This window comes from Streptococcus mitis (assembly GCF_901542415.1).
Taxonomy (GTDB): domain Bacteria; phylum Bacillota; class Bacilli; order Lactobacillales; family Streptococcaceae; genus Streptococcus; species Streptococcus mitis_BL.
On the sequence record NZ_CABEHV010000004.1, the window covers coordinates 1,862,130 to 1,878,552 of the forward strand.

General features: G+C 40.7%; 15 protein-coding genes and 1 pseudogene. 7 read left to right on the top strand and 9 right to left on the bottom strand.

From position 1 onward, the window contains the following. Positions 1-13: 13 nt before the first annotated feature. The 6 genes from FQT24_RS09665 to FQT24_RS09690 all read right to left on the bottom strand — a co-directional run bounded on the left by FQT24_RS09665 (position 14) and on the right by FQT24_RS09690 (position 3,704). Complete coding sequence (locus FQT24_RS09665; RefSeq protein ID WP_143952860.1) at positions 14-490, bottom strand: glutathione peroxidase; 477 nt, start codon at positions 488-490, stop codon at positions 14-16. After that, positions 487-1,065 carry a DUF3278 domain-containing protein gene (locus tag FQT24_RS09670; protein WP_143952861.1) on the bottom strand — a complete coding sequence of 193 codons (579 nt, stop codon included), beginning with the start codon at positions 1,063-1,065 and terminating at the stop codon, positions 487-489. Before FQT24_RS09670 ends, FQT24_RS09665 begins: the two co-directional genes overlap by 4 nt. 26 nt (positions 1,066-1,091) lie before the next feature. Then, positions 1,092-1,418 carry a hypothetical protein gene (locus FQT24_RS09675; protein ID WP_143952862.1) on the bottom strand — a complete coding sequence of 109 codons (327 nt, stop codon included), beginning with the start codon at positions 1,416-1,418 and terminating at the stop codon, positions 1,092-1,094. 10 nt (positions 1,419-1,428) lie between these two features. Next, positions 1,429-1,971 carry a DUF3278 domain-containing protein gene (locus FQT24_RS09680; protein ID WP_143952863.1) on the bottom strand — a complete coding sequence of 181 codons (543 nt, stop codon included), beginning with the start codon at positions 1,969-1,971 and terminating at the stop codon, positions 1,429-1,431. 15 nt (positions 1,972-1,986) lie between these two features. Beyond that, the gene (locus FQT24_RS09685; protein ID WP_001082471.1) at positions 1,987-2,181 is read right to left on the bottom strand and encodes a helix-turn-helix transcriptional regulator; all 195 of its coding nucleotides are present in this window, start codon (positions 2,179-2,181) and stop codon (positions 1,987-1,989) included. A 356-nt stretch (positions 2,182-2,537) separates the two neighbouring features. After that, a complete protein-coding gene (locus tag FQT24_RS09690; RefSeq protein WP_143951979.1) occupies positions 2,538-3,704 on the bottom strand; it encodes an IS30 family transposase in 1,167 nt (388 codons plus the stop codon). 185 nt (positions 3,705-3,889) lie between these two features. On the opposite strand from FQT24_RS09690, the gene rsmH reads away from it, so the two are divergent. The 5 genes from rsmH (at position 3,890) to FQT24_RS09715 (ending at position 10,845) form a co-directional block, all read left to right on the top strand. Further along, positions 3,890-4,840 (top strand): 16S rRNA (cytosine(1402)-N(4))-methyltransferase RsmH, encoded by a 951-nt coding sequence (rsmH, locus tag FQT24_RS09695; RefSeq protein WP_143952864.1) that lies wholly within the window; start codon positions 3,890-3,892, stop codon positions 4,838-4,840. Between the two features lie 9 nt (positions 4,841-4,849). Beyond that, complete coding sequence (ftsL, locus tag FQT24_RS09700; protein WP_000227824.1) at positions 4,850-5,167, top strand: cell division protein FtsL; 318 nt, start codon at positions 4,850-4,852, stop codon at positions 5,165-5,167. Between the two features lie 3 nt (positions 5,168-5,170). Next, positions 5,171-7,423 (top strand): penicillin-binding protein PBP2X, encoded by a 2,253-nt coding sequence (gene pbp2x / locus FQT24_RS09705; RefSeq protein WP_143952865.1) that lies wholly within the window; start codon positions 5,171-5,173, stop codon positions 7,421-7,423. 1 nt (position 7,424) lies between these two features. Further along, positions 7,425-8,405 (top strand): phospho-N-acetylmuramoyl-pentapeptide-transferase, encoded by a 981-nt coding sequence (mraY, locus tag FQT24_RS09710; RefSeq protein WP_000470817.1) that lies wholly within the window; start codon positions 7,425-7,427, stop codon positions 8,403-8,405. Between the two features lie 334 nt (positions 8,406-8,739). After that, the gene (locus tag FQT24_RS09715) at positions 8,740-10,845 is read left to right on the top strand and encodes an ATP-dependent Clp protease ATP-binding subunit (RefSeq protein ID WP_143952866.1); all 2,106 of its coding nucleotides are present in this window, start codon (positions 8,740-8,742) and stop codon (positions 10,843-10,845) included. Between the two features lie 60 nt (positions 10,846-10,905). Here FQT24_RS09715 and FQT24_RS09720 read toward each other — a convergent pair whose 3' ends face one another. Together FQT24_RS09720 and FQT24_RS11240 are read right to left on the bottom strand one after the other, a co-directional pair. Beyond that, positions 10,906-11,388 carry an S-ribosylhomocysteine lyase gene (locus tag FQT24_RS09720; protein ID WP_143952867.1) on the bottom strand — a complete coding sequence of 161 codons (483 nt, stop codon included), beginning with the start codon at positions 11,386-11,388 and terminating at the stop codon, positions 10,906-10,908. Between the two features lie 11 nt (positions 11,389-11,399). Continuing rightward, positions 11,400-11,614 (bottom strand): annotated as a pseudogene (locus FQT24_RS11240) (hypothetical protein). Here FQT24_RS11240 and FQT24_RS09730 point away from each other — a divergent pair. Further along, entirely contained in the window at positions 11,575-13,101 is a 1,527-nt protein-coding gene (locus FQT24_RS09730; protein ID WP_143952868.1) for an IS1182 family transposase, read from the top strand. The pseudogene FQT24_RS11240 and the gene FQT24_RS09730 overlap by 40 nt on opposite strands. Positions 13,102-13,178: 77 nt before the next feature. Here FQT24_RS09730 and FQT24_RS09735 read toward each other — a convergent pair whose 3' ends face one another. Next, a complete protein-coding gene (locus FQT24_RS09735; RefSeq protein ID WP_143952869.1) occupies positions 13,179-14,663 on the bottom strand; it encodes a DUF1846 domain-containing protein in 1,485 nt (494 codons plus the stop codon). Positions 14,664-14,815: 152 nt separating this feature from the next. Here FQT24_RS09735 and FQT24_RS09740 point away from each other — a divergent pair, with 152 nt between their 5' ends. Continuing rightward, positions 14,816-16,423 (top strand): glycoside hydrolase family 13 protein, encoded by a 1,608-nt coding sequence (locus tag FQT24_RS09740; protein ID WP_143952870.1) that lies wholly within the window; start codon positions 14,816-14,818, stop codon positions 16,421-16,423.

Genomic DNA, 16,423 nt, shown 5'->3' on the forward strand with positions numbered 1-16,423 from the left:
TGAGATTGTGAAATTATAGTAGGTTTTGTATCGCCTCTTCAATTTGTTTTGGGGCTGTTTTTGAAGAGAAGCGTTCAAAGACCTGACCATCACGACCGATAAGAAACTTAGCGAAATTCCATTCGACTCGTTTTCCCAGTGGGCCAGATTTTTGTTCTTTCAACCAAACATAGAGAGGATCTGCTTCCTTACCGTTGACCTTTATCTTGGCAAAACGTGGGAAGGTGGTCTGATAATGTAGGCTACAGAAGGTGTTGATTTCCTCTGCGCTGCCTGGTGCTTGTCCCATAAACTGATTGCAAGGGAAGTCTAAAATCTCAAAACCTTGTTCTTGATAGCGATCATAGAGTTCTTGAAGTCCTTGGTACTGGGGCGTTAAACCACATCCAGTAGCAGTGTTGACAACCAAGAGAACCTTACCACGATAGGTCTCTAGTGGAGTTTCTTGATTGTCTTGGTTCAAGACTGAAAAATCGTATAGTGAAGTCATTGCTTGCTTTTCTCCTTCTGTTTGGTATTTTTAGGAGTTTTCTCCTCCTGTAGTGATAGAAATCCGTAGGTCAGGGTTCCGAAAATACTACCGATAATCAGGCTATACATCAGGAAAGGAATACTTTTATCGAATTGCATGAGCAACTTCACAAAATCTGAAAGGGACATCTGCTGAACGAAGACTTTATGAAAGATGAGTAAGGTAAAGAAGCCAATCTGAATACCGATAAACACAATCCAGCTTCGGAATTTGATTTGGGCTTTGCTGTAGGTTTTGAGGATGATTTCTGATTTGTCATCCTTTTCAAGATGAAGCTCTTGGACGGCTTTTTGAGCTTTTATACTCATGAACAAAATGAGTCCAAAATAGATGTAGGGCATAACATTTCGAACAATTTCTATAAAGTTTCCGAACAAAATATAGAATAGGAAGAGAATGAAGGAAGAGTAAAAGATTTGGATCATGGAACGGGCGCAAGCCTTGTAGATAACCTCTTGACGGCATTCATCAAAAGGCCCTTGTATATGAAAGAAATTTCGAAGTAGGCGAGTGGTTAAGTCTTCTTTTTTCATGGGTGATTTCTCCTAAATGAACGATGTTATTTTGTTTCTTTTACAAATTGATAGAGATAATAAAGATAAGTAATAGAAGAAAGGATAGCGATAGTGAGCAGTAAATAATATTTCCAATTGCTTGAAATGAGCGTCAGTTGTGGTAAGGATAGAATCATAAAGAATAGTGCTAAGTTGAGTATGCGCGTTTTTTGGGAGTCAATCTTTAGATAAGTCAATCCTTTGTTGAGTGCTGGAACAAAGACTGGAAGGAAGACTATATCGTAGATTGGCAAGTTCCCTGAAACGATGATGAAGATGAGCAGTGAAGCAAACAAAAGATGATAGGTAAGTATAGTTACTAGTGATTTCATAGGGCACCTCCTAATCCTCAACTTGCTCTTTTTTAGTTTTTGCAATGCGACGGGAAATGAGGAACTGTATGCTTGCTCCGAAGAAGATAGAACCGAGAATGCTTGATACACCATTTCTTATAGTGAGAAGAGAATTAAAATAGTCCGGACTTTCACCTATGAGTATACTGAGAAGAGGAGTTATAAAAAACATCCATAGACCAAAGAACAAACCTGCTTTAAGACCTGGGTAATGTAATTGCTTACTTTCTTTCTCACTCAGCATATCTGGATCAATAGCTGTAATCCCTGTTTTTTTCATTTGGTAGGTGACATAGCCGGCAGCGATGAGGGCAATCACTAAAATCAGAGCAGGATAGATTAGAGCCACTTCTTGAGGGTATTTATAGGCCAGAAGGAGTGGAATAAGATTTCCGAAAATCATCAGATAAAAGAGGAAGATAAAGACTTGATTGCCGATACGATCAGCCTCGCGTCGTTTGTATTCGTCAAGTGGATCAGAAATACCGTATGTGCGTTTGATGAGTTTTTCAGTGAAGGTTTCTTTTTTCATGAGTTGGCTCCTTTTTTAAAAATTATCCTCCCAAAAGAGACTATTGAGGTCAGTTTGGAGGCTGCGGGCGAGATTGAGACAGAGTTCCAGGGTTGGATTGTACTTGTCGTTTTCAATCATATTGATGGTCTGTCTCGAGACACCGATATCCTTGGCTAGCTCGAGCTGGGAAATGCCCAGTTCCTTGCGAAATTCTTTCACACGATTCATCTGTTCTCCTTTATGATTTGTGTCGTATATATTTGACTATATTATATTCTTCTATGGAGCAGATGTCAAGCATATTTGACATATTCTTAAAGAAATCTTACTTTGGTAAATTCGCAAACTAAGTTCCACCGCTAGTAGAAGTGGAAGTTAGTCTGATAAAAATCCTAAAAACCAGTGGAAATCCGTGTCAGGGTAAGTTCCACTGGTTTTACTAATGCTTGATTTCATCGCTTTTGTAACCAAAAGGAATCGAAAAAAAGAGCGCACAAAATCCCCTCATCTGAAAGCGTTTCAGATTAAGTTCCGCTATGGTGGAAGTTAGTGTGAGACGTTTGAATGCGGTTAAAGGTTAGTTTTTAGAACTTATGTTGGAGTAATTTCGAAGACTGACAGACGTCTTCTGCAGGTATTTTAGAAATACCTAGAAGCTTAGGAATCTCTTCTCCATAGGTAAAGGCAAAGAGCTCATAGGCTGACTTTCCATTCAAAGCAGCACGTTTGACACTGTTGACATGAGAGCAGACGAGATTGATGTCCTCTTGAGTTAAGTTGTCAAAAGCAGTTCCCTTAGGTAGAATGTCTCGAATCAGTGTGTGGTTTTTCTCAATTCTCCCTTTCTGGTCAGAGCGATTAGGGTCACAAAAGAAGAGTTTACTCTCTCCTCGCACATCCATTTCGATATCATCAACCCTGGCAAACTCTCCACCATTATCGGTAAGAATGACAGGAAAGAGTTGGAAGAAATCTTTATCAGCTTCATGAAGAGTGTTCTTGATGGTATAGAGGTGTTTGGTAACCTCAAGGGCAGTTTTATTATCCAGAAGCCTAGCGAAGATAAAGTTACAGAAAGACAGGTTGAAGGTAAGTAGGACTTTACCTCCCATCCTCCCCAGAACTGTGTCCATTTCCAGCCAAGAGTCTAGTTGATTAAGGACTAAATAGTTTTGGAAATCCTCATAGGAACGGCCTTTTTTAGCTTCTTTAGGGATGGAAGGTAGTTTCCTTTTCCGTCTTTCTTTGAATTTAACGGCTCTGGCTAGGTCAATATGAGCGATAGATAGGTATCCTTTTCGGATGTGTCGATAGACGGTTGAGGAACTGACATCAAGGTTATGAGTTTTGAGGATATGATAGATGTGTTGTCCCTTTTTAACACCATCAGAAATGACTTTGTCCATGTCCCAGAAGGCCTTGGAATTAAGGGGAGTTCCTTCACGAGCTTCGACAAGAGTTTGTTCGTACTGTTTTTGAGCTTGTTTAGCAAGGTAGAAGATTTTTTTAAATCCACAATTTTGTCTTCTTTTAGGGCATCCATTACAGACAAAGGGAGCCTTATCGAGTAAAGGGCAAGGAAGGTTATCGCATGTAGACTCTCGGACTTGTCTGTTTCGTTTGACTTCTTTGGAAACAGTAGTTGGGTCTTTTAGAATGGATTGTCCGATAGCTTTGAAGGTTTCACCGCGCTCTAAGCCTAATTGGATATCATTACGGTCTGAAAGGGTAAGGTGTTTATGTTTTGTCATAGTAGACCTCATTTCTAACTCAAACGTCTCACACTTAATTCCACCATAAAAATCCGTTTTAGACTAATTTCCACTTTGGTTGGGCAAGTGGAAGTTACTTTGAGAAATTAGCGAAATCTTACTTTTTTTGACCTATTTATCTGACTAGTGCAAGCTAGTCGGATTTGTGGTAAAATAGATAGGATATGACAAAAGAATTTCATCATGTAACGGTCTTACTCCACGAAACGATTGATATGCTCGACGTAAAGCCTGACGGTATCTACGTTGATGCGACTTTGGGTGGAGCGGGCCATAGCGAATATTTATTAAGTAAATTAAGTGAAAAAGGCCATCTCTATGCCTTTGACCAGGACCAGAATGCCATTAACAATGCGCAAAAACGTTTGGCACCCTATATCGAAAAAGGGATGGTGACTTTTATAAAGGATAACTTCCGTCATTTACAGGCACGTTTGCGCGAAGCTGGTGTTCAGGAAATTGATGGAATTTGTTATGATTTGGGAGTGTCTAGTCCTCAATTGGATCAGCGTGAACGTGGTTTTTCTTATAAAAAGGATGCGCCCCTGGACATGCGGATGAATCAGGAAGCTAGTCTGACAGCCTATGAAGTGGTGAACCACTATGACTATCATGACTTGGTTCGTATTTTCTTCAAGTATGGTGAGGATAAATTCTCTAAACAGATTGCGCGTAAGATCGAACAAGCACGGGAAGTCAAGCCAATCGAGACAACGACTGAGTTAGCAGAAATTATCAAGTCGGCTAAACCTGCCAAGGAGCTCAAGAAGAAGGGTCATCCTGCCAAGCAGATTTTCCAGGCTATTCGAATTGAAGTCAATGATGAACTGGGAGCGGCAGATGAGTCCATCCAGCAGGCTATGGATATGTTGGCTCTAGATGGTAGAATTTCAGTGATTACCTTTCATTCCTTAGAAGACCGCTTGACCAAGCAATTGTTCAAGGAAGCTTCAACGGTTGAAGTTCCCAAAGGTTTGCCTTTCATCCCAGATGATCTCAAGCCCAAGATGGAATTGGTATCCCGTAAGCCAATCTTGCCAAGTGCAGAAGAATTAGAAGCCAATAACCGCTCGCACTCTGCCAAGTTGCGCGTGGCCAGAAAAATTCACAAGTAAGAGGGAAAAATGGTAGATAAGAAAGAAACAACCAGTCAATTCTTGCAGAATCGTATAAAAAAATTCTCACGTGTGGAGAAGGCTTTTTATCTTTCCATCGCTTTTACGGCTCTCGTTTTAGCAGTGAGCATCATCTTTATGCAGACACGACTCTTGCAAGTGCAAAGTGATTTAACAAAAATCAATGCGCAGATAGAGGAAAAGAAGACAGAGCTCGATGATGCTAAGCAGGAAGTGAATGAATTGATTCGTTCAGAGCGCTTGAAAGAAATTGCAGATAAAAAAGATTTGAAATTGAATAATGAAAATATCCGAACAGCGGAGTAAGATATGAAATGGACAGAAAAAATAACCCGATTTGCGATAAAAAATCGTAAATCTCCAGCAAAAAACCGTAGGATAGTTGGTAAGTACCTCAGCTTTGTAGCTGTTGCCCTTTTCGCCCTCTTTTTGGCCAATTTTGCGTATATTATCGCAAAAGGTAATATATTTGGTACTGACTTGGTAAAAGAGGCTAAAAAGGTTCACCAAACCACTCGAACAGTACCTGCCAAACGCGGGACGATCTATGACCGAAATGGAGTGCCTATCGCTGAAGATGCGACCTCTTATAACGTCTATGCTGTTATTGATAAAAAATACAAGTCAGCAACGGGTAAAATTCTTTATGTAGAGGATTCGCAGTTTAATAAGGTAGCTGAAGTCTTCCATAAGTATTTGGATATGGATGAAGCTTATGTGAAAGAGCAACTGGCTCAACCAAATCTGACCCAGGTTTCCTTTGGTGCAAAAGGAAATGGGATTACCTATGCCAATATGATGGCGATTAAAAAAGATTTAAAAGATGCTAGTGTGGAAGGAATTGACTTTACAACGAGCCCTAACAGAAGCTATCCAAATGGCCAATTTGCTTCTAGTTTTATTGGTTTGGCTCAACTTCATGAAAATGAGGATGGTAGTAAGAGTTTGTTAGGAACTTCTGGTTTGGAGAGTTCTTTAAATACTATTCTTGCTGGGACAGACGGTATTATTACCTATGAAAAAGACCGTGTAGGGAATATCGTACCAGGTACAGAACAGGTAGCGCAGCAGACTGTAGATGGCAAGGATGTTTATACAACATTGTCTAGCCCGCTCCAATCTTTCATGGAAACTCAGATGGATGCCTTTCTAGAAAAAGTAAAAGGTAAGTATATGACCGCGACCTTGGTCAGTGCAAAGACTGGTGAAATCCTTGCTACCACTCAACGACCGACCTTTAATGCAGATACTAAAGAAGGAATTACTAAGGACTTTGTTTGGCGTGATATCCTTTATCAAAGTAACTATGAACCAGGCTCAACCATGAAGGTTATGACGTTAGCTGCTTCTATTGATAACAATACCTTCCCAGGCAGAGAATATTTCAATAGTAGTGAATTAAAAATAGCGGATGCGACGATTCGAGATTGGGACGTTAATGAAGGTTTGACCGGTGGTGGTATGATGACATTTTCTCAAGGGTTTGCTCACTCAAGTAATATTGGGATGACACTTCTTGAGCAGAAAATGGGTGATGCTACTTGGTTGGATTATCTAAACCGCTTTAAATTTGGGGTTCCAACTCGTTTTGGTTTGACAGATGAATATGCAGGCCAACTTCCAGCTGACAATATTGTTAATATTGCTCAGAGTTCATTTGGACAAGGGATTTCAGTAACTCAGACGCAAATGATTCGTGCCTTTACAGCCATTGCCAATGATGGCGTCATGCTAGAGCCTAAATTTATTACGGCCTTGTATGATCCAAATAATCAAACCGTTCGTAAATCTCAAAAAGAAATTGTAGGAAATCCCGTTTCGAAAGATGCAGCTAGCCAAACTCGTACTCACATGGTCTTGGTAGGAACGGATCCTAGATATGGAACTATGTATAATCATAGTACAGGAAAAGCAACTGTCAATGTTCCAGGTCAAAATGTAGCCCTCAAGTCTGGTACAGCCGAAATCGCTGACGAGAAAAATGGAGGCTACTTAGTTGGTTCTACCAACAACATTTTCTCAGTTGTGGCTATGAACCCTGCTGAAAATCCTGATTTTATCTTGTATGTAACGGTTCAACAACCTGAACATTATTCAGGTATCCAGTTGGGAGAATTTGCCAACCCAATCTTGGAGCGGGCTTCAGCTATGAAAGAATCTCTCAATCTTCAATCTCCAGCCAAGAATTTAGATAAAGTTACGACAGAATCTTCTTATGCAATGCCTAGCATCAAGGATATTTCACCCGGTGATTTGGCGGAAGCCTTACGCCGAAATATTGTGCAACCAATCGTTGTAGGTACTGGAACAAAGATTAAAGAGACTTCTGTAGAAGAAGGGACCAATCTTGCACCAAACCAACAAGTTCTCCTTTTATCGGATAAGGTAGAAGAAATTCCAGACATGTATGGCTGGAAAAAAGAGACTGCTGAGACCTTTGCTAAATGGTTGGATATTGAGCTGGAATTTGAAGGATCAGGTTCTGTTGTTCAGAAGCAAGATGTTCGGACTAATACAGCTATCAAAAACATTAAAAAAATTAAATTAACTTTAGGAGACTAATATGTTTATTTCTATCAGTGCTGGAATTGTGACATTTTTACTAACTTTAGTAGGAATTCCAGCCTTTATCCAATTTTATAGAAAGGCGCAAATTACAGGCCAGCAGATGCATGAGGATGTCAAACAGCACCAGGCAAAAGCTGGGACTCCTACAATGGGAGGTTTGGTTTTCTTAATTGCTTCTGTTTTAGTTGCTTTCTTTTTCGCCCTATTTAGTAATCAACTCAGCAATAATGTTGGTATGATTTTATTTATCTTGGTTCTTTATGGTTTAATCGGATTTTTAGATGACTTCCTCAAGGTCTTCCGTAAAATCAATGAGGGGCTAAATCCCAAGCAGAAATTGGCTCTTCAGCTTCTAGGTGGTGTCATTTTCTACCTTTTCTATGAGCGCGGTGGCGATATGCTTTCTGTCTTTGGTTACCAAGTGCATCTAGGAATTTTCTATATTGTCTTCGCTCTTTTCTGGCTAGTCGGTTTTTCAAACGCAGTAAACTTGACAGACGGTATTGACGGTCTGGCTAGTATTTCCGTTGTGATTAGTTTGTCTGCCTATGGAGTTATTGCCTATGTGCAAGGTCAGATGGATATTCTTCTGGTGATTCTTGCTATGATTGGTGGTTTGCTTGGTTTCTTTGTCTTTAACCATAAGCCTGCTAAGGTCTTTATGGGAGATGTGGGAAGTTTGGCTCTCGGTGGAATGCTGGCAGCTATCTCAATGGCCCTCCACCAAGAATGGACTCTATTGATTATTGGAATTATTTATGTCTTTGAAACAACTTCGGTCATGATGCAAGTCGGCTATTTCAAAATGACTGGTGGTAAACGTATTTTCCGTATGACGCCTGTGCATCACCATTTTGAGCTTGGAGGATTGTCTGGTAAAGGAAATCCTTGGAGCGAGTGGAAGGTTGATTTCTTCTTTTGGGGAGTGGGGCTTCTAGCAAGTCTCCTGACACTAGCAATTTTGTATTTGATGTAAGAATGGCACCCTGATGTTTCAGGGTGTTTTTGCTTTTTAAAAAATATTGGTCAATTAAAGTCAAATTCCTTGACCTTTTTTGACTAATGTAGTATATTATGAACGTAAGGTAAATGAAAGCCTTACTAGAACACTTATTTAAAGTAAAATAGAAAGAGGTGGGGTCTATGTTTAATCTAGAAATCTTTAGAAGTAAAGATAGTCTACTCCTGCTTGAAAAAGAAAAACCAGAAATAGTACGTAGAGTAGCGATTTAGCTAGTCTAAATTTTTTAAAGAAAAAGTCAAAGATAGTCAATATCAGTAATAATAAATAACAAAAAGAGGTAAAGAATATGAACAACAACTTTAATAATTTTAACAACATGGATGATTTATTTAACCAATTGATGGGTGGTATGCGTGGATATAGTTCAGAAAACCGTCGTTACTTGATTAACGGCCGTGAAGTAACGCCTGAAGAGTTCGCTCACTATCGTGCAACTGGTCAATTGCCAGGAAATGCAGAAGCTGATGGACAAATGAAACAACAGTCTTCAGGTATGAAACAAGACGGTGTCCTTGCAAAACTAGGTCGAAACTTGACTGCAGAAGCACGTGAAGGTAAGTTAGATCCGGTTATTGGACGTAATAAAGAAATCCAAGAAACTTCTGAAATTCTTTCTCGTCGCACAAAGAATAATCCAGTTCTCGTCGGTGATGCTGGTGTTGGTAAAACTGCAGTAGTAGAAGGATTGGCCCAAGCTATCGTGAACGGTGACGTTCCTGCAGCAATCAAGAACAAAGAGATCATTTCTATTGATATTTCTGGACTTGAAGCTGGTACTCAATACCGTGGTAGCTTTGAAGAAAACATTCAAAACTTGGTAAACGAAGTGAAAGAAGCTGGAAATATTATCCTCTTCTTTGATGAAATTCACCAAATACTTGGTGCTGGATCTACTGGAGGTGACAGTGGTTCTAAAGGGCTTGCGGACATTCTCAAGCCAGCCCTCTCTCGTGGGGAATTGACCGTGATTGGAGCGACAACTCAAGACGAATATCGTAACACTATTTTGAAGAATGCTGCGCTTGCTCGTCGTTTCAACGAAGTCAAGGTCAATGCTCCATCTGCTGAAGATACTTTCAAGATTCTTCAAGGTATTCGAGATCTTTATCAACAACACCACAATGTTATTTTGCCAGATGAAGTCTTAAAAGCTGCCGTTGATTACTCTGTTCAATATATTCCACAACGTAGCTTGCCAGATAAGGCTATCGACCTTGTCGATGTTACGGCGGCTCACTTGGCAGCTCAGCATCCAGTAACAGATGTTCATGCTGTTGAACGTGAAATTGAGGTAGAAAAAGACAAGCAAGAAAAAGCAGTTGAGGCAGAAGATTTTGAAGCAGCTCTAAACTATAAAACACGCATTGCAGAATTGGAAAAGAAAATCGAAAACCATACAGAAGATATGAAAGTGACTGCAAGTGTCAACGATGTGGCTGAATCTGTAGAACGTATGACGGGTATTCCAGTATCTCAAATGGGGGCTACGGACATCGAACGTTTGAAAGATATGGGTCATCGTTTGCAGACGAAAGTTATTGGTCAAGATAAGGCCGTTGAAGCAGTAGCAAAAGCTATCCGTCGTAACCGTGCTGGTTTTGATGAAGGTAACCGTCCAATCGGTAGCTTCCTCTTTGTAGGTCCTACTGGTGTCGGTAAGACTGAGTTGGCTAAACAATTGGCTCTTGATATGTTCGGAACGAAAGATGCTATCATCCGTTTGGACATGTCAGAATACAGCGACCGCACAGCCGTATCTAAATTGATTGGTACAACTGCAGGTTATGTTGGTTACGATGACAACAACAATACCTTAACAGAACGCGTCCGTCGCAATCCATACTCAATCGTACTTTTGGATGAGATTGAAAAGGCTGACCCTCAAGTCATCACCCTTCTCCTCCAAGTTTTGGACGATGGTCGTTTGACAGATGGTCAAGGTAACACTGTCAACTTCAAGAATACGGTGATTATCGCAACTTCAAACGCAGGCTTTGGTTACGAAGCTAACTTGACAGAAGATGCTGATAAACCAGAATTGATGGATCGTTTGAAACCTTACTTCCGTCCAGAATTCCTTAACCGTTTCAATGCTGTCATTGAGTTCTCACACTTGACTAAGGAAGACCTTTCTAAGATTGTGGACCTTATGTTGGTTGAAGTTAACAAGACGCTTTCTAAGAAAGACATTGACTTGGCAGTGAGCGAAGCTGCTAAAGAATACATGACTGAGGAAGGCTACGATGAAGTCATGGGTGTTCGTCCACTCCGTCGTGTGGTTGAACAACAAATCCGTGACAAAGTCACAGACTTCCACTTGGATAACCTTGATGCTAAACACCTAGAAGCTGACATGGAAGATGGTGTTTTGGTCATTCGTGAAAAAGCCTAAGACAAAATTTTGAGAATAAAAAAGAAGGAGCCAGCTAAAAAGCTGGTTCCTTTTTTGTGTTTAGATGACATGACGTTCAAAGGCATCGTCTGAAATTCCTTGTTCTAGGATGAGTTTAGCCCATTCTTTAGCAGAAAAGAGGCTGTGATCCTTGTAGTTACCGCAAGATTCGATGGTTGTTCCAGGAACATCTTCCCAAGTAGTGGTTTCAGCGATTTCCTTAAGCGAATCCTTGATAACAGCTGCAATCTCAGCGCTAGTATGACGTCCCCATATAATCATGTGGAAGCCTGTGCGACAACCAAATGGTGAGCAGTCAATCATGCCGTCAATGCGGGTACGGATGAGTTTTGCCAAGAGGTGTTCGATAGTGTGAAGGCCAGCGGTAGGGATAGAGTCTTCGTTTGGTTGCACCAAGCGAATATCATAATTGGAGATGATGTCTCCTTTTGGCCCTGTTTCTTCCCCAATCAAGCGAACATAGGGTGCTTTAACAATAGTGTGGTCAAGTTCAAAACTTTCAACAATAACTTCTTTTGACATGGTAAATCCTTTCAGTTTTCTAATTTCATTATAACACAAAGCTGGCTCCTGAGACAGAGATAAAGAGTCTGGGACAATAGTCTCTTGTCTTCAAAAAAGCAACGGATTTGCCGTTGCTTTTTTGCATGGTTGCGATAGTCTTGGTAAAATAGAATTGCCCAATAAACCATTTAGAAAGGCTATCCCATGCATATTCACTATAACACAAATCAAACAACTTTACCACTAGAAATCAGTTCTTTATTGCCGCAAGACCATCTCGTCTTTACTATTGAAAAAGTGGTGAATACCTTGGAAGATAGTCACTTCCATGCCTTCTATCATGCCTTTGGTCGTCCGTCTTATCACCCTAAAATGCTTGTATCTGCTCTTCTATTTGCCTATTCACAAGGGATTTTCTCTGGTCGAAAAATTGAAAAAATGATGATTGAAAATCTCGCTATGCAATACCTAACAGGGCAGTTGATTGTCAGCTACCGCACCATCAATCGTTTTCGTGTAGCTGAAGGGATGGAAGAACTCATTCGTAATCTTTTCATCGACCTCAATCTTCGTTTAAAAATGGAAGAGTTAGTGACCTTAGATTGTCTGTTTATTGACGGGACTAAGATTGAAGCTAATGCCAACAAGTATAGTTTCGTGTGGAAGAAAGCGACAGAGAAATTCTCCGCCAAACTTCAAGAACAGATACAAGTCTATTTTCAAGAAGAAATCACTCCTCTTATCCATCAAGCTATCGAACTGGATACACAAGAGTCTATCTCCTCAGAGCAGTTGCTTGCATTCGCTCAAGTCCTTGAAGAAGAATTGGAAAAACTGAACCAGGACATTGAGGAGACACCCGTTAAAGGAAAGGATGAACGTAAAACCCAGCGTCGTAAACTCAAGAAAGTCTTGCGAAAAGTCAAGGATGATTTTTCAGTACGTACTGAAAAATATGAGAGCTATCAGGAGACATTTGAAGGGCGTAACAGTTTTTCCAAAACCGATCCAGATGCCACTTTTATGAGAATGAAAGAAGACCATATGAAAAATGGCCAACTCAAGGCTGCTTATAATCTTCAAATCGCTACTGAAAATCAATTTGTTCTTCACTATGATATCTTCTCAAATCCGACAGATACCAAAACTCTTCTGCCATTCCTTGAAACCTATCCACATGACGTACAGACAGTTGTCGCAGATGCTGGATATGGAAGTGAAGAGAACCTCCTTCGTTTAGATGAAAATAAGGTAAACCATCTGATTAAATATGCCATGTTTGATAAGGAACAGAAGAGAGGCTATAAACAGTCAGCTAGAAACTTAGCGAATTGGCACTATGATGATAAGGAGGATAGCTACACACATCCTGATGGCTGGTGCTATCGTTTTCACCATATCAAACATCAGAAAACACAGACGGACTTTCAACAGGAAATCAAGGTTTACTACGCTGATGAACCTGAATCAGCCCCTCAAAAGGGACTGTATATGAATGAACGCTATCAGCACTTAAAAACGAAAGAATGCCAGGCGCTTTTATCTCCCAAAGGTAGACAGATTTTCGCTCAACGCAAGATTGATGTGGAACCTGTCTTTGGGCAGATAAAGGCTTGTTTGGGTTACAAGAGATGTAATCTGAGAGGCAAGCGTCAAGTGAGAATTGACATGGGATTGGTACTTATGGCCAATAACCTCCTAAAATACAATAAGAGAACGAATCAAAATTAAAAAGCTAGAGTTTCGTTATTGGAAATCTCTAGCTTTTTTGTGGCTGAGAACTATTTTGTCTCAGGCTCTTGAAATCTTTATTTACGATACAAGCGGTCGTATTGGTAGTAAGGGTCAAAGGTTACGTTGATACCCAGTTTACGAAGGACATTCTTGTCTTCATCGGTTAAGATGATAGTTGAGTGCGCTTCGCTTCCTTTGAGGTTGCCAAGTTCTTCCATAGCACGAGCAGCATCAGGATTTTCTGTAGCTGTGATAGCAAGTGCAATCAGGATTTCATTTGAATGAAGGCGTGGATTGCGGCTACCCAGATGATCGATTTTAAGACCTTGGATTGGCTTAACAACTTCAGGCTCGATTAGTTTTACTTCCTTGGCAATATCAGCTGATTTCTTGATGGCATTGATCAAGGCAGCTGCTGTAGGACCAAAGAGTTCTGAGTTCTTACCAGTGACAATTTCTCCGCTTGGCAATTCAAGGGCTAGGGCTGGTCCGCCAGTTTCTTCAGCTTTTTGGCGTGCAGCAACAGCAACCTTACGGTCTGCAGGTGTGATGCCGAGATCGTTCATGAGCAACTCAATTTTCTTGACAGCAGCTTCGCCAACTTTTTCAGCTTTAAAATCAAGAACAGTCTGATAGTAGCGACGGATGATTTCTTGTTTAGAGGCTTCGATAGCAGCCTCATTATCTGTAATAGCGAAACCAACCATATTGACACCCATGTCTGTTGGAGAAGCGTATGGAGACTCTCCTAGAATGCGTTCCAACATGCGCTTGAGCACTGGGAAAATCTCGATATCACGGTTGTAGTTGACAGTGGTTTCTCCGTAGGTTTGGAGATGGAAGGGGTCAATCATGTTGACATCATCAAGGTCAGCTGTGGCAGCCTCGTAGGCCAAGTTGACTGGGTGATGAAGGGGAAGATTCCAAACTGGGAAGGTTTCAAATTTAGCGTAGCCAGACTTGATGCCATTGATTTGGTCGTGGTACATGTTTGACATACAAGTCGCTAATTTTCCAGAACCAGGTCCAGGAGCAGTTACGACGATCAAGTTGCGACTGGTTTTGATGTAGTCATTTTTCCCCATGCCTTCTGGAGAAATGATGTGGTCCATATCTGTCGGATATCCTTTGATTGGATAATGAAGATAAGAGTCAATTCCGTTTTTCTCAAGTTGGTTGCGGAAGGCATCTGCAGCAGGTTGGCCAGCGTATTGTGTAATGACAACGGAGCCAACGAAAATCCCTAATTCATTGAATTTATCAATCAAACGAAGAACTTCTTGGTCATAAGAAATGCCCAAGTCACCACGTGCTTTGGAATGCTCGATGTTGCTAGCATTAATGGCAATTACAACCTCAACTTGCTCTTTCAATTCCTGCAAGAGCTTGATTTTGTTGTCAGGCTCATAACCTGGAAGGACACGAGCGGCGTGGAAATCTTCTAACATTTTGCCACCAAACTCCAAGTAGAGCTTGCCGTCAAATTGGTTAATGCGCTCCAAAATGTGGTCGCGCTGTAGATTCAAATATTGTTCAGAACTAAAAGCTTGTTTTTTCATTTTTTTACCTCTGACCTCTATTATAATAAAAAATTGGAAGTTAGGAAACTATGGACTTAAAAAAGGAATCAAAAAGATTAGGCAAACGCTTGCATAAAATTTTAAAAAGCGCTATCATAGACTACAGATTATTAAAATAATGAGGTAAGAAGATGCAAGAAAAATGGTGGCATAATGCCGTAGTCTATCAAGTCTATCCTAAGAGTTTTATGGATAGTAATGGAGACGGAATTGGCGATTTGCCAGGAATTACCAGTAAGTTAGACTATCTAGCTAAGTTAGGAATTACAGCGATTTGGCTTTCTCCAGTTTATGACAGTCCTATGGATGATAATGGATATGATATTGCTGATTATCAAGCGATTGCAGCTATTTTCGGAACTATGGAGGACATGGACCAACTGATTGCGGAAGCTAAGAAGCGTGATATCCGTATCATCATGGACTTGGTGGTTAATCATACCTCGGATGAACATGCTTGGTTTGTCGAGGCCTGTGAAAATCCTGACAGCCCTGAGCGTGACTACTATATCTGGCGGGATGAGCCTAATGATCTTGATTCTATCTTTAGTGGGTCTGCTTGGGAGTATGATGAAAAGTCGGGTCAATACTATCTCCACTTTTTCAGTAAGAAACAGCCTGATCTCAACTGGGAGAATGAAAAACTTCGCCAGAAAATTTATGAGATGATGAACTTCTGGATTGATAAAGGTATTGGTGGTTTCCGGATGGATGTTATTGATATGATTGGGAAAATTCCTGACGAGAAAGTAGTCAATAATGGTCCTATGCTTCACCCCTATCTCAAGGAAATGAATCAGGCCACCTTTGGAGCTAAGAATCTCTTGACAGTAGGGGAAACCTGGGGAGCAACGCCAGAGATTGCCAAGCTCTACTCTGACCCAAAGGGGCAAGAATTGTCTATGGTCTTCCATTTTGAACATATCGGTCTTCAGTATCAGGAAGGTCAGCCTAAGTGGCACTATCAAAAAGAACTGAATATTCCTAAGTTAAAAGAAATCTTCAACAAATGGCAGACAGAGTTAGGCGTTGAGGACGGCTGGAATTCACTCTTTTGGAACAATCATGACCTCCCTCGTATCGTCTCAATCTGGGGAAATGACCAAGAATACCGCGAAAAATCTGCCAAAGCCTTTGCCATCTTGCTTCATCTCATGAGAGGAACACCTTATATCTACCAGGGTGAGGAGATTGGGATGACCAATTATCCATTTGAAACACTGGACCAAGTAGAAGATATTGAATCCCTCAACTATGCGCGTGAGGCTCTTGAAAAAGGTGTTCCGATGGAAGAAATCATGGACAGTATCCGTGTCATTGGACGTGACAATGCCCGTACCCCTATGCAATGGGACGAGAGCAAAAACGCTGGTTTCTCAACAGGTCAACCTTGGTTAGCAGTGAATCCAAACTATCAAGCAATCAACGTTCAAGAAGCGCTGGCAAATCCAGATTCTATTTTCTATACCTATCAGAAACTGGTCCAAATACGTAAGGAGAATAGCTGGCTGATTCGAGCTGACTTTGAACTCTTGGAAATAACTGACAAGGTCTTCGCCTATATCCGTAAAGAAGGGGAACGTCGTTTCCTAGTTGTGGCTAACTTGTCCAATGAAAAACAAAACTTTTCAGTAGAAGGAAAGGTCAAATCGGTCTTGATTGAAAACACCCTAGCACAAGAAGTTTTTGAAAAACAAACCTTAGCTCCATGGGATGCTTTCTGTGTGGAATTACTATAA